This window comes from Fundidesulfovibrio terrae (genome assembly GCF_022808915.1).
In the GTDB taxonomy this organism is placed as follows: Bacteria; Desulfobacterota; Desulfovibrionia; order Desulfovibrionales; family Desulfovibrionaceae; genus Fundidesulfovibrio; species Fundidesulfovibrio terrae.
On the sequence record NZ_JAKZFS010000001.1, the window covers coordinates 312020 to 325668 of the forward strand.

Below are 13649 nucleotides of genomic sequence, written 5' to 3' on the forward strand. Positions count from 1 at the left end.
GGTTGAAAACCGACGAGATTCTAAACCCTTCTGGTTGGCCTGGGCGTTATTTCCCCACGAGCAACGCCAGACCGTTGTAACCGGGCCCGTGCCGGGATATCTGAAAAAGGTTGGCGGTGGACAGGCGGCGACAGAAAACCTTAATCTCCTCTAACCCAGGAATGATTCAAAGAGTGAGACAATGCCTGAAGAGCGTGCGGACACCACCAGGTCAAAGGCCCTCGAGACTTGCAATGGGGCCGAATCCCTTGTCGCCACCCTGGTCGAGAGCGGGGTGGAAGTGTGTTTTGCCAATCCGGGCACCTCTGAAATGCATTTCGTCAGCGCGCTCGATCGCATCCCCGGCTTGCGTCCGGTGCTCTGTCTGTTCGAGGGCGTGGCGACAGGCGCGGCCGACGGCTACGCCCGCATGACGGGCAAGCCGGCCTGCACCCTGCTCCACCTCGGCCCGGGTTTCGCCAACGGTATGGCCAACATACACAACGCCCGCCGCGCGCAGTCGCCCATGGTGAACATCGTCGGCGACCACGCCACCTACCATGAACGCTACAACGCGCCGCTGAACTCGAACATCAATGGTTTTGTCGAAGCCATTTCCCATTGGGCGCACCGGTCGCGAAGCCCCCGCACCGTGGCGGCCGATGCCGCGCGCGCGGTGCAGGCCGCCCGTCAGGCGCCTGGGCAGGTGGCAACCCTGATCCTGCCCGCTGATACAGCCTGGCTGCCGGCGGAACGCCCCTCACCCCGGCTCGAGGTCGACCCTCCCTCGAAGGTCTCCGAGGGGGCCCTCGACGCTGCGGCACAGGCCCTGACCAGCGGCAAAAAAACTGCGATCCTCATGCGCGGCGCCGTGCTCCACGGAGACGGGCTTCAGGCTGCCGGGCGTATTGTCGCCAGAACGGGGAGCACGCTCTTCTGCGACACCTTCCCCCCTCGTTTGCGGAGCGGAGCCGGTTCGCCGGTCGTCGAAATGCTTCCGTACCGCGGCAAGGACATTCTCCGGCGTCTGGGCGGCTTTGAGCAGCTACTGCTGGTCGGCGCCGAGCCCCCGGTGTCCTTCTTCGCCTATCCCAACCAGGAGAGCTGGCTGACACCGTCTGAATGCGAAATTCTGACGCTGTCCCACCCCCATGAGGATGGCAGCGCCGCGCTGGCCGCCCTGGCCGAGGCGATAGGCGCACCCGCGGCGGGTTCCGGAGCTTCTTTTGAGCCGCCCGCCCTTCCGCCGCCCGGCCCGCTCACGGCAGAAGGCGTCATGCGCATCGTCGCCGCGCTGTTGCCGGAAAACGCCGTTGTCACCGATGAAGGGATCACGTCCACGCTCCCATATGCTTCCCTGCTCACCAGGGCGGCGCCCCACGACTACCTTCCGATCACGGGCGGCTCCATCGGCGACATCCTGCCCCTGAGCACGGGCGCGGCCGTTGCCGCGCCGCATCGCAAGGTCGTCTGCCTGGAGGGCGACGGCAGCGCCATGTATACCCTGCAGGCCCTTTGGACCCAGGCCAGAGAACGGCTCGACGTTGTCACGGTGATTTATGCCAACAGGTCGTATGCCGTTCTGGATCAGGAGTTGCGCCTGGTCCAGGCGGCGTCCCAAGGGGAGCGGGCCCGGTCCTTGCTCGACCTGCATAATCCTTCCCTCGATTGGATCAAGCTGGCCGGGGGGATGGGCGTTCAGGCCGTGCGGGCGGATACGACGCAGGCTTTCGCCGGGGCGTTCGCCGCAGCATTGCGCGAGTCCGGCCCGTGTCTCATTGAGGCCGTCATGTAGCGCCGCGTTCGCTCGATGCGCGGATAAACGCGGCACAGCGCAGGAGCGGAGCGCCCTGAGGGTTCCGCTGGCGCTCCTTCTGGCTGGAGCACTGCGTGTTCACTTTGGGGCCATCTGGCCATGGACCTGCGGGGAACACGGCCATTTCCGTTGGCGTCACATTGGCTCCGCCGTCGCACGGAACAGGGTCATCCAGAAATGGATGACCCATTTTCGTTTGGGCATTTACTTCGATCGGTTGTGCGAGAGGGCCCTACGCCTTGACATCGGGGTCCTCTCGCACAACGTCAACCTTCCCTTCCTGTGTCCGCCCCGGCCGTCCCGTCCCCATTTTCTCCGCAGAAGAGACTCCCCTGGAGCTTCCCCTTTATTTTCCCCAGTTAATGTTGGTTGATATTCCTGCATTCCTTGCTGTCAGGGCTGCAAAAGGTGGAGGAATTGAGCCGGAACTCATGCCACATAGCCTAGGTTCAGGCTGCCGAGAAATGCAATGGTGTTATGTTTTGAATGGTTATTGTAGGTTGGCATGGAAATGGCAAAATATGAGGTGTTTAGTAGTCTTGGTAGGTCGGCGAGTGCATGAAATACAATTATGTCACGGTTGGAATAATATGCTAATTGGCGAAGTTTTCGTAGAAATACTGGAGATAATATAGGCTGACTAGAAAGTGACTAGCAGTATAAGTGTAAATATTTTTATTATGCAGTTTATTAAGTCTAGCTTGCGGGGTGACGTAAGCTGATTTTGAGACTACTTAGAGAAAGAGACACTCGATGTGTGATCAGGTTGAATGGCGGTGATGATCGTGAGCGAATCCAAGTTGCCCTTTATTGGACCCTGCGCCGGGTTCACCATGCTGGAAGTCATCATGGCTCTGGTGCTCATTGCCGTGGCGGCTGCGCTCTTCGTTCCGCGCCATTCCAAGAATACCATCAGTCTCCAGGCCGAACGGGACACCCTGGAAAAACACCTCCGGGACGCCCAGATGAAGGCCATGCAGGGCGGTGGCATCCAGATCACCCAGCTAGGCGCGATAGGCCAAGTCTACGGCATCAAGTGCGACGGCACGAACTACTGGATGTTTGCCGGGACCAACCCCGATGCTGCCGGGGCAGTAGCCGGGCTTGTGGACGACCCTTCGGTGACCTTGGATTCCGGCAAGCTGTCCCTAGCTGCAAAAAATGTTGGGCTGGGGGCGTTCACGGTCTATTTCAACGGCTACGGTGTGCCCTGTTCGTCCTACACAAGCGAAACCGCCTACACGCCCCTGGCCCAGCCTCTGGTCGCCACCATGACCGGAGGCGGTGTGAACATGACTGTGACCGTCACACCGTACACGGGGTTCATCCAATGAACGCGAACGCGCGCCAGGCCGGGTTCACCTTGCTTGAAACCCTTCTCGTCTTCGTGATCGGGGCCATGCTGGCGGCCATGGTCGTCGCGACCATGGGCACATCCCTCACGCGCAGTTCCACCGCCATCAACGTCCAACGAGGCGACTTCCTGGTCGAGCAGGCCTTGGCCCAAGTCACCAGGGACTATGTCTCCCTGACCAATAATGAAGCTTCCAGAGCCACCGCCCTGGCCTCCCTCAAGGCCGATATCGACGCGGGCAACTACAACCAGGCGGGTGTCCTTACGGTCACGTCCTCCTATGTGGTGTACAGCTCCTCCGGGGTGGAAAGCGCGGATGCATCCGGGACCAACGCCACCCTGAAGGTGACAGCCACCCGGACAGGCGGGCGAACCATGTCGGCGTTGTTCAGCGAAACCAGACCTGACCCCACAACGCAATTGGTATGGTATTGATCATGAATACCACAAATCGCCAGTCAGGCTTCAGCCTCCTTGAGACCATCGTCAGTTTCCTGATCCTCGGGTTCGTCTCCGTGACCCTGATGTCGTTAATTCTCTACGCCAGCAAGGGATACATCATGGTGCGCAGCAATATCGACACCGCCGGCAAGGTGCAGGTGGCCATGGACCGTATCCGCCTGGAACTGGAGAACATGCAGTCCCTGACTTCCCTCGCCACGGGTGTGGGCGCGAACAGTCTTACCTTCGTCGATCACAACGGCGTGAGCCGGACCCTGGATCTGGATCCGGGCGCGGCCACCAACCTCAGGCTCGGCGGCAACCTGCTCCTGGACGGGGTCACCTCCCTGGTCCTGGCGCGGTCCTGCGGCAATCAGGACGGTTATTCGGGGGGAGCCAACGACCTGGCCTCGGTCACCGTTGCCATCACGGTCACGGGCGGCATCCCCACCTATACCTTGAGCGCCTACCCGAGAAGCATCATGAATTGCCCGTAAGGGAGTAAAGACATGTACTGCCAATCACCTCACAAAAAACAATCGGGAGCCGTGGCCCTGATCGTCGTTCTGGCCATATTGGCCGTCGCAGCATTGGGTGCGGCCATGACCGCCATGTTCGGCGAGACCACCGTGCGCCAAGCCGCCTCCGGCTATGGCCCCCAGGCGCAGTACCTGGCCGAGTCCGGCATTCGCTACGCTCAGGGCCAGATCGCGTTGGATTCGATCAATCGCGATGCGCTCAATGGGAAAACATTCTCCTTGGCGGGGGGCAACCGGTCTTTCGCTTTGACGAGCCAGCCACTGGACTTGCGGGTGAGCGGCGCTTACGCGGCGGGGGCCACCACCATAACCTTGCGGCCACAGTCGGGCGCCATGCCCGGAAGCCTGGCGCTGGCCAACACCGGCATCCTCTTCTACGACTCTTCCGGCCACAACCTCCTGACCCAGGGCCGGGTTACCTCCACTTCGTCCAGGGGGACCGTCGTCACGCTGGAATCCCCGGGGCTCACGGCGGCCGTGCCGGACGGGAGCAAAGTGATCAGCAAGGTGGTCCCTTACGCAGTCTGGTCCGTGGGTACCTCCGGGAGCGGGGGGGAGTCCGCCAGTCGGGTGATCGGCGTGGCCATGAACACCCAGACCGAGGACTGGCCGCCCTACATCATCATCCAGGGTCCGGGGGGGACTCTGCCGGACGAGACCTTGAATATCTTCGGCGTCGGCAACCCCGACTATGGCGGGATTGTCTACAAGGGAGTCAAGCTCGACTCCACGAACGAGGTGCTCGACCCGCGCAACAACGACGGGCAGGTCCGCCTGAACATCGTCGCCCGCCATGGCGGCGACGGCTGGAAGGCAGCCATTCAGATCGAGGGCGGCACGTCCAACATGACCTCGGACAACGTGACCGGCCAGACCTGGTACCAGAATGATCCCAACTATTGGGTCCCCTTCGTGTTCACCTACAATACCACTGACGGGAACACCGCGGACGGCTCTTACCGGGTCCGTTGGCAGCTGTTTCCGTCCTACAACCAGCTCAACAGCCAGCCGGACTATTCGAATCCGGTGGTCGACATGTCCCACACGATCGGTCCTCCTTCCACAGGAATGGACCGGGTCCTGGGAAACTGGTACATCGCGGCCCAGGCTCCGGTAAACCCGAATCAACAATTTACAGGCATGTGTACAGTTCGGAATATCAAAAAGGACAACTTTCTGTTGCCGACGAGCTACATCCAGATCAGCAGCAATTCCGACCAGTACACATCTCTGGTGTCGCAAGACCGCGTTGCCGAGACGTTTATAAAGATCACTGGTGAGATCAACCTCAACTGGGTAGGCACTCCTGCTCAACAATACGGTGTGAATCTCTTCTTCTACATCCACGATGTGGCGCACTGAAGAGAGCGGATTCTGCGGCCCACTGCCGGGTTGGCGTGCTGGGGTGAGTGGGAATCATGCGGGATATAAGCCCACCGTATCCAGGCTGGATGGGGGGCGGCCGGCAGCGTAAGAGAGCGGCGCGCAAACGCCTGCGGAAGCCGCGTCCCGACGCTAGGGCCGTGCCCTGCTGAAGAAGGCCCGGTCCTCCGTCGCTATGTGGGCCACCAGCCAGGTGAGCAGGTATTCGAGCAGTTCGCGCGAGGCCTGGGCGTAGTCATCCTTGAGCTGGGCCTCAAGGTCGCCTGCCTTCCACAGGAATTCGGCGTGAAGCCCCTCGTGCCTGTCCAGGCCTTCCCATTCGGCCTCCTCCATCATCTCTTCTTCATCCTCGAAGTGCGTGGCGGCGTAGGCCAGCAGGCCCTGCAAGGCGTCCAGGACTCCTTGGCGGTGCTCCCCGGCGTCCATCCGCGCGCTGAGTTCGCGGATCATGTGGATGAGCATCCGATGCTGTTCGTCGATCTCAGGGTGGCCCATGGCCAGATTGGGAGACCAGCCGGGAGTGTCTGTGTTCATATGTCTTTTCCAGCGTCCTTTGGTGGGTTCGTGCGCCATGGCTATGCGTGGTTTCCCAGGCGGAGGACCACAATATTCCATTGCGAGGGGCAGGCCATGCGATCATGTCCGCGATGAATTTGTCCCGAAGGAGGGTAATCTGATCGGAGGGGGCCAGCAAGAGTTGCTGGCGTAGGGGAGGCTTGGGCTTGCGTGGGTCTGGTCAGGATGCAATGGCTACTTGTTTTTCTTGATATTCTTTTCAAGAACTTCTGCCAGGGCATGCAGGTCGAGCGGCTTGGCAATATAATCGTTCATGCCGTCAGCGAGGAATCGTTCTCTGTCTCCGGCCATGGCAAATGCTGTTTGTGCGATAATGACGATGCTCTTGTCAGCGATCCCGCCATGGCGGATCAGGCGGGTTAATTCTTGCCCGGAAATGTCCGGCAACTTGACGTCCATCAAGATTGCGTCAAACGATGCAAGTTTAAGTGCTTCACATGCCTCGCTGCCGTTGTTTGCAATGAATGAAGAGTAGCCGAGCATGTTCAACATGCCGGTGATCACAACCTGACTGGTTGTATTGTCTTCGACGACGAGAATCCGTGGGGGGAGTGAGTTTGAATCCTGGTCGAGAGTGGTGCTTGGCATTGCTTCGCCCTCAGTCTCTAGGGTAAGATGCTATCGAAATATACAATTGAGAACCGCATTGATTTTGTTGAATGATGCTGGCTTGGGGATTTTTGGAAAAAATACCATATTTGTAAGGCGTGTCAATTGTTATATTGAAAATGTGAAGCACAAGAGGGTGTGGATTATTTTTATGGTGGTTTGTTGCGTGATAAATCGTAATGCTAATTGGGTGTTGCGTGTGTTCTGTTGGAGAGTTCGACATTTTTTGTAGTTAAAAATAATCACGCAAGTGCAAGCAACATATTTTGTTGCTTGACTGGAGAGGGCGAGGTGGCTTTCATTAAGGGGACCGTTTGGCGGCAGGGTGAAGCGACGCGTCGGGTAGAGGACTTTCGGAAGGAGCAGGCGGTCATGGCCTGGCCTCCCTGTATTCTTACCCGTGGAGGGCAGGCGGGAAACAGCCGGACCGGGTGCCGAGGCGAATGGAGCCAGATTCGCAGCACCCTGCGCGCCGGGAAAACCTATTTGCAGGCATGAGGCCGATAGCTCGCAGACGTTAGCAGGAGTGGCGAGGCGTCTGGCTCGCAGCCCGACGCCTCGCCCGGCGTCGAATCTACAGCGTGACCTTGACCAGCGAAGCCGTGCGGATGGCCTTGCTCTTGGCGTCATCAACGTCTTTGCCCAGGGCCAGGGCCACGCCCATGCGCCGCAGGCCGCGCACCTCCGGCTTGCCGAAGAGGCGGACAGCCGTGTCCGGCTCGGCCAGGGCCTCCGGGGTGATCTCGAAACTCGGGGCAGCCGAGTCGCCTTCGGCCAGGATGACCCGAGAGGCGGCTGGACCGTACTGGCGGATGTCCGGGACGGGCAGGCCGAGAATGGCCCGGACATGCAGGGCGAATTCGGACAGATCCTGGGAAATGAGGGTGACCATGCCGGTGTCGTGGGGCCGGGGCGACACCTCGGAGAACAGCACCTGGTCGCCGGCGACGAACAGCTCCACGCCGAAGATGCCCCGCCCGCCCAGGGCGGCGGTGACGGCTTCCGCCATGCGCTGGGCCTCGGCCAGGGCCTTGTCGCTCATGGGGTGGGGCTGCCAGGATTCGCGGTAGTCCCCTTTCTCCTGCCGATGGCCGATGGGCTGGCAGAAGCTCGTGCCCCCGGCGTGCCGGACGGTCAGGAGGGTGATCTCGTAGTCGAACTCCACGAACCCCTCCACGATGACCCGTCCGGCCCCGGCCCGCCCTGCGGTCTGGGCGTAGTCCCAGGATGCTTCCGCCTCGGAAGCGTTACGGGCCACGCTTTGCCCCTTGCCCGAAGAGGACATGACCGGCTTGACCACGCAGGGGAAGCCCACGGCCTGGCAGGCGGCCAAAAATTCATCCTTCGTGTCGGCGAAACGGTAGGGCGAGGTCTTAAGGCCCAGTTCTTCGGCGGCCAGGCGGCGGATGCCCTCGCGGTCCATGGTCAGCCGGGCGGCCCTGGCCGTGGGGACGACCGTGACTCCCTCGGCCTCGAGGGCCATCAGTTCCTCGGTGGCGATGGCTTCGATCTCCGGCACGACGAAGTCGGGCTTTTCCGTTTCGATGATGCGGCGCAGGGCGGCGGCGTCGAGCATGCTCACCACATGCGAGCGATGGGCGACTTGCATGGCCGGCGCGTTGGGGTAACGGTCAACGGCGATGACCTCGACGCCCAGGCGCTGGGCCTCGATGGCCACCTCCTTGCCGAGTTCGCCCGAGCCGAGCAACAGGAGCTTGGTGGCCGACGAAGTGAGGGGCGTGCCGATGATCGCCATGAAGACCTCCTTGGCGGGTGAATAAAGGGAATTCGGGTGACTACCGGGAAGTGGCTGCAAGGACAAGCCTGAGAAGGGGGGTGCGTGCCGGATTCGTCCTTCAAGGTGCCGTCGGATCAGGGCCCGGTCCCGGCCGGGCTTACGGATGCGGGGGCGCCAAGGCCCCCTCAGTGTGCGGGAGTTTCGACCTTGAGCGTCGCCACGGCGCTCTCCCACTCTTCGGGGGGGCACTTGGTCTGCTCGATGATTTCGAAGAATTCTCCGGGACGAAGCCGCAAGAGCTCGCTTTCAGGGTGGTGCCGCCGGAGCCAGGTCGGCGCTTCCCGGGCTTCTTCCTCGGAGTCGGCGGTAAAAAACATCACTGGGATTCTGATGCCTTCATTGCCGCAGCGATAAAGGAGGTAGGACTTGGCCATAATGAACTCCCTCGAGGAATTGAGAACGGCATGCGTCCAAGGCGCGTTGGGACGAAATAAGGAACGCCCTTCCATTCCTACCCGTAAGCGGGCTGTCCAAGAAGGGCGGCAAGGCGAAAAAACGTCGCAGCTTCTCCGGGGTCACTGCTTCGGGGGCTGGGGCTGTTCCTGGTCGTCTTCGGGAGCGGCGGCCTTCTTGTCCAGCTTGCGCTGTTTCTTTTCTTCTTTTTTCTTGTTCTTGGCAGCCTCTTTGGCCCGTTTTTCAAATGAATAGTTCGGTTTTTTAGCCACGGATCATCCTCGTATGGGGTGTTGGAAGTGGCCGGCTTGATCTCAGGAGAGCAGGCCGGGGCAGCGAAAAATCAGCGAGCATCCCGATGCTCATTGTCCCAGGGATCGAGTCGAATACGTTCACGAGCCTGCCCGGCTCGTCGCCTTCGAGGGGCGCTGGGGGATCTCACGACTCAGGGGACCCTCCCTGTATACTACACTCCAGTACGCGAATCCGCACCATCCCACAAGTCGAGATTCTTCGTGGTCCCGCACCGAGGGGCCGGGCGGTTTGCCGTTCCCGGCGAACCGGAGCTTCAGGCCCGCGTCCGGGGCGTCACCCGGCCCAAGGCCTGCAGGAGCGCATCGAGCTCCACGGGCTTGGAGAGGTAGTCGTCCATCCCGGCGCTCAGGAGCCTTTCCCGGTCGCCGGACATGGCATTGGCGGTCAGGGCGATGATATGGACACCCGGGTCGAGGGATGAGCCCTCCCCGGAGCGAATCAGCCGCGTGGCCTGGGTCCCGTCCATGCCGGGCATCTGCACGTCCATCAGGACGCAGTCGAAGCGCTGCCGCGCCAGGATCTTGAGCGCCTCCTCGCCGCTGCCAGCGCAGACCACCGCGTGTCCCCGCTTTCCCAGCAGCCGCTCCATGGCCTTCTGGTTGATGGCCTCGTCTTCGACCAGGAGGATGTTCAGGGGCGATGACGGCTCCGCGGCGGTGGGGCCAGCCGTTTCCGCCTGGGGAGGCGCCTCGTCGGGCAGGCTCCCCTGCGCGGGCGCGCCTGCCAGGATGGAGAAGTGCATGGAAGTTCCGACGCCCACGGCGCTTTCGACCCGCACCTCGCCGCCCATGAGTTCCACCAGGCGCTTGACGATGGAGAGCCCGAGTCCCGTGCCCTGGTACTTGCGCGCCAGCGACCCGTCGATCTGGGTGAAGGGCTTGAACAGGTCGGCGAGCCGGTCCTGGGGGATGCCGATCCCTGTGTCGGAAACGCGAAAAAAGAGCCGGACTTGGCCTTGGAGGGCCTCCCCTCCGGCCTGCACCCGGACGTCCACGCGCCCTTTTTCCGTGAATTTGATGGCGTTTCCGATGAGGTTGAAAAGCACCTGCCTGATGCGGGCGGCGTCGGCCAGAACGGTGCGCGGCACGTCCGGGGCGATCTCGAAGCCCAGGGCGATGCCTTTTTCGTCGAGCTGCTCCTTGAAGATGCCGGACATCAGGCGGAGCAGGTCCGGCAGGGAGAACGGCCTGGCCACGATGTCCAGTTTTCCCGCCTCGACCTTGGACAGGTCGAGGATGTCGTTGATCAGGTTCAGGAGATTCTTCAGGGCGGCCAGCCCCGTGCCGACGTATTCCTGCTGTTCCCGGTCGAGGGGGGTGGTGCGCAGGAGCTGCAGCATCCCGAAGATCCCGTTCATGGGCGTTCTGATCTCGTGACTCATGTTGGCCAGGAATTCCGATTTGGCGTGGTTGGCGGCGTCGGCCTGGTCCTTGGCCTGGCGCAGCTCTTCCTGGGCGGCGCGCAGGGCGCTCACGTCCATGAGGCATTCGATGTAGCCCCATATCTCGCCGTGTTCATCGAGGATGGGTGCGGAATAGGCCATGAAGGCACGCCCCAGAAGCGCCTCCTCCGAGGGCAGGGACGGCCTGGCGGTGATGGCCTGCCTGCTCTCCTCTTGGGTCAGGGGACAATGGGGACAGGCGGCGGGGAGGTTGTGGAACACCTGGTGGCATTTGCGGCCCACCACCTCTTCACGGGTCAGGCCCACGGCCGTGAGCATCTTGTCGCAGACGTCCACCACTGTGAAGTCCTTGTCGATGACGTGGATGTAGCCGGGGATGGCCTCGAACATGGCCCGCAGCCTGTCGTGGAGGTGGTTGAGCTCGGCGGTGCGGCTTTCGACACGCAGCTCCAGGGTGCGGTTGTGCTCGGCGATGATGTCGTTCTTGGCCTGGAGCTCTCCGAAAGAAGCCTTGAGCTGGGAGGCCATGCTCCCGAAAGCCTGGGCCAGGCGCTTGATCTCCCGGCTGTTGGGGGTCGGCATCTCCAGATCCCAGCGGCCCTTGGACAGCCCCTGGGCCGCCTTCGCCAGCCGCTCCACCGGCCGGGTCAGCCTGGCCGCCATGATCACGCCCGCCGATGCGGCCAGGAGCGCAGCGACGATGACCATCAGGATCGTCTGCCGGGTGTTGGCGTCGATGCGCCCCATGAAGTCGCTTTCCGGCGCCACGGCCACGATAAGCCAGTCGATGCCCTTGCCGTCGGTGAAGGGAGTGGCCTGGAGAAACTGCCGCCGTCCGTCCAGGTCGAATTCCAGGGTCAGTTCCTTGTCGATGGCGGCGAGCCCGCCGGGTTGGGCTTCCAGGCTGCGCGCGGCGGCCTCGATGCGCGGCAGACCGGACTGCGTGGCCTTGAGCCGGGTGGTCACGCCGTCTTTCTCGGAAAACAATCCGGAGGACGGCGTGGCGGCGGCCGCCAGGAGTTCGCCGGAACGTTCCACCAGGAACACTTCCCCGGACCGGCCCACGGTGATGGTGCGCAGGAGGAGGTGGATGTTGGTCAGGGCGTAATCCACGCCGAACACCCCGAGCAGCGCGCCCCGGGCGCCGAAGACGGGAAGCGAGGCGGTCAGGGTGAGGTCCTTGAGGACGAAATGGCGGTAGACCCCGCTCCACACCGGGCCGTTCGCCTGTGCGCCTGACTTGTACCAGGGGCGGGTCCTGGGATCGAAGTTCTTGAAGGCGGCCCGGAATTCCAGGGGATCGCCCACCGGCGATGCGCCGTGGTAGACGGACGCGCCTCCGGTGTCGGCCCCGGCGTGGATGACCTCCACGTCTCCGCCCGGGGAGCGCCGGGCGCCGTAGAATTCGCCGTCGGGCGCGCCGAAGAAGGAGTAGGCGATGAGCGGGTGCGTGGCCACCACGCCGTAGAAGTAGCGGCTTCGGTTCACGGGGTCGCCGAGGTCCAGGATGCCCGAGGCCAGGGCCTGGGCGTTGATGGCGTTGATCTGGTGGGGGACGGCCAGAAAACGGGTCAGGTGCTCCTCGACGCGTCTCAGCACCTCGGTGCGCAGCTGTCCGGCCACGTCGCGCACGGCCATTCGGCCGTTGTCCAGGGTAAACCAGCCGATCAGCCCGGAGCAGACCAGGATCAGGAGCACGAAAGGCAGTGTCAGCGCCAGTCGCAGCGGCACGGTACGATCATGCCCCCGCGCGGGTGGCTCGGCGTGGTCCATGCGAACCCCTTGGAGAGACATTTCGGCGGCTCGAGGGAGCCCCCACCCACGGAGGGAGGATGCCACATCCTTTTGCATCCGAATGTATGATTTTGCAAGGCAACTGGACAAGTAAGCAGGAAAAATCAGCAGGATACCTCCCGGCCGCGATTTGGCCCTGGCGCAAAAGGACGGTGGCGGGCGAGAAATAGGGAATTCCCCATGGGCTTCGGTGCGGTCTTATGCAATCTTCCGGGGGCTCGCCCCGCCCGGGCGCGGGAAAACGCTTTTCTCTCGAGGCATCGCGTGAAAAACGGCGGAACCAAGGGTCCGTTCAACTACAACATCGAATTGCTCCGGCTGCTTGCCGCCTTCGGCATAGTGTTGTTCCACGGCGGGGAGAACGTCGCTGGCCGCCTGGTCGGCTACGGCGGACTCGTGGTCTTTACTGTTCTGCTGGTGCTGTTTCTGCCCAAGCCGGATGCCCGGGGAAGCTGGCAAGCGGTTCAGGCCCGATTCGTCAGGCTTCTCGTCCCGTGGGCGGCCTGGAGCCTCATATACGGGCTGGTGAACATGCTCCGGGGCTGGGCGCCCATTGCCCGCACCGGGCTCTTCCCCTTCGGCATCCTGGCGGGGCCGGAGGCGCACTTGTGGTTTCTGCCGTTCGCCTTCCTGGTCACCTGCGCCGTGCTGCTGGCCGAGGCTTGGTTGCCCCTCGGGGAGAGGGGCGCGGGAATTTCGGGACGGTTCCGGATCCATTGGGCAGCCGTCCTGTGGGCGGTCGCGGCTTTGGCGGGCTTGGCCGTCCTGGTCCGGTGGAGGATGTCGGGGGCGACGGATGGGTTCCCGGCCCCCGTGGGGCAGTGGGCCCACGATGCGCCGGCGGTGTTTGCCGGCCTGTTCTTCCGGTACGAGGAGTCCCCCCTGTCGCGGTGGATATTTGTGCTCCTGTTCGCTGCCGTCTCGGCGTACGCTGTCTCGATCGGCGATTCAGGGGTTGGGATACCCTATCTGTCCGGGACGCTCTTCCTCATGGCTTTCATCACTGCGCCGGACTTCGCCGATGCCCGCATTCGCGCCTATTCGGCCTGCGCCCTCGGGGTGTATCTCGTGCATCCCCTCTTCTACATGGGGGCGCGGAAGGTGTTCGGCCAGATCGATTTCCTCTCCGCGAGCGCGACGTTCTGCGTTTCGCTCGCGGCGGTGTACTGGGCCAGGAAGGTCGAAGTCCTGCCTGTGAAGAAAATCATCTAGCCTTGCCCGGACGGCCGTCCGCTCCCGAAGGGGCCCGC

General features: G+C 62.5%; 12 protein-coding genes. 6 read left to right on the forward strand and 6 right to left on the reverse strand.

Features of this window, described 5'->3' with window-relative positions; all coding sequences use genetic code 11:
* The first annotated feature begins 181 nt into the window (after positions 1–181).
* From ML540_RS01435 to ML540_RS01455, 5 genes are all read left to right on the forward strand, one after another.
* Positions 182–1774: an acetolactate synthase large subunit gene (locus ML540_RS01435; protein WP_243358047.1), complete on the forward strand. Its 1593-nt coding sequence runs from the start codon at positions 182–184 to the stop codon at positions 1772–1774.
* A gap of 806 nt (positions 1775–2580) precedes the next feature.
* Entirely contained in the window at positions 2581–3129 is a 549-nt protein-coding gene (locus ML540_RS01440; protein ID WP_243358048.1) for a prepilin-type N-terminal cleavage/methylation domain-containing protein, read from the forward strand.
* Positions 3126–3584, forward strand: coding sequence for a PulJ/GspJ family protein (locus ML540_RS01445; protein ID WP_243358050.1), 459 nt, complete (start codon positions 3126–3128; stop codon positions 3582–3584). Before ML540_RS01440 ends, ML540_RS01445 begins: the two co-directional genes overlap by 4 nt.
* 2 nt (positions 3585–3586) lie before the next feature.
* Positions 3587–4087, forward strand: a complete 501-nt coding sequence (locus ML540_RS01450) for a type II secretion system protein (protein WP_243358052.1) — start codon at positions 3587–3589, stop codon at positions 4085–4087.
* Positions 4088–4138: 51 nt separating this feature from the next.
* On the forward strand, positions 4139–5491 hold the full coding sequence (locus ML540_RS01455; protein WP_243358054.1) for a hypothetical protein: 1353 nt from the start codon (positions 4139–4141) through the stop codon (positions 5489–5491).
* 153 nt (positions 5492–5644) lie between these two features.
* Here ML540_RS01455 and ML540_RS01460 read toward each other — a convergent pair whose 3' ends face one another.
* The 6 genes from ML540_RS01460 to ML540_RS01485 form a co-directional block, all read right to left on the reverse strand.
* The gene (locus ML540_RS01460) at positions 5645–6046 is read right to left on the reverse strand and encodes a bacteriohemerythrin (RefSeq protein WP_243358055.1); all 402 of its coding nucleotides are present in this window, start codon (positions 6044–6046) and stop codon (positions 5645–5647) included.
* A gap of 216 nt (positions 6047–6262) precedes the next feature.
* Positions 6263–6676, reverse strand: a complete 414-nt coding sequence (locus ML540_RS01465; protein ID WP_243358056.1) for a response regulator — start codon at positions 6674–6676, stop codon at positions 6263–6265.
* Positions 6677–7271: 595 nt separating this feature from the next.
* Positions 7272–8453: a formate-dependent phosphoribosylglycinamide formyltransferase gene (purT, locus tag ML540_RS01470; protein WP_243358057.1), complete on the reverse strand. Its 1182-nt coding sequence runs from the start codon at positions 8451–8453 to the stop codon at positions 7272–7274.
* Between the two features lie 167 nt (positions 8454–8620).
* Positions 8621–8869, reverse strand: coding sequence for a hypothetical protein (locus ML540_RS01475; RefSeq protein ID WP_243358058.1), 249 nt, complete (start codon positions 8867–8869; stop codon positions 8621–8623).
* Between the two features lie 141 nt (positions 8870–9010).
* Positions 9011–9160, reverse strand: coding sequence for a hypothetical protein (locus ML540_RS01480; RefSeq protein ID WP_243358059.1), 150 nt, complete (start codon positions 9158–9160; stop codon positions 9011–9013).
* Positions 9161–9456: 296 nt separating this feature from the next.
* Complete coding sequence (locus tag ML540_RS01485; protein WP_243358061.1) at positions 9457–12378, reverse strand: ATP-binding protein; 2922 nt, start codon at positions 12376–12378, stop codon at positions 9457–9459.
* A gap of 285 nt (positions 12379–12663) precedes the next feature.
* Here ML540_RS01485 and ML540_RS01490 point away from each other — a divergent pair, with 285 nt between their 5' ends.
* Positions 12664–13611, forward strand: a complete 948-nt coding sequence (locus tag ML540_RS01490; RefSeq protein WP_243358063.1) for an acyltransferase family protein — start codon at positions 12664–12666, stop codon at positions 13609–13611.
* Positions 13612–13649: the final 38 nt, after the last annotated feature.

Bases quoted from the DNA above. Each gene is read 5' to 3' on its own strand.
- ML540_RS01485 (WP_243358061.1), bottom strand. From the start codon at position 12,378: ATGGACCACGCCGAGCCACCCGCGCGGGGGCATGATCGTACCGTGCCG.
- ML540_RS01475 (WP_243358058.1), bottom strand. From the start codon at position 8,869: ATGGCCAAGTCCTACCTCCTTTATCGCTGCGGCAATGAAGGCATCAGA.
- ML540_RS01450 (WP_243358052.1), top strand. From the start codon at position 3,587: ATGAATACCACAAATCGCCAGTCAGGCTTCAGCCTCCTTGAGACCATC.
- ML540_RS01465 (WP_243358056.1), bottom strand. From the start codon at position 6,676: ATGCCAAGCACCACTCTCGACCAGGATTCAAACTCACTCCCCCCACGG.
- ML540_RS01435 (WP_243358047.1), top strand. From the start codon at position 182: ATGCCTGAAGAGCGTGCGGACACCACCAGGTCAAAGGCCCTCGAGACT.
- ML540_RS01460 (WP_243358055.1), bottom strand. From the start codon at position 6,046: ATGAACACAGACACTCCCGGCTGGTCTCCCAATCTGGCCATGGGCCAC.
- purT (WP_243358057.1), bottom strand. From the start codon at position 8,453: ATGGCGATCATCGGCACGCCCCTCACTTCGTCGGCCACCAAGCTCCTG.
- ML540_RS01445 (WP_243358050.1), top strand. From the start codon at position 3,126: ATGAACGCGAACGCGCGCCAGGCCGGGTTCACCTTGCTTGAAACCCTT.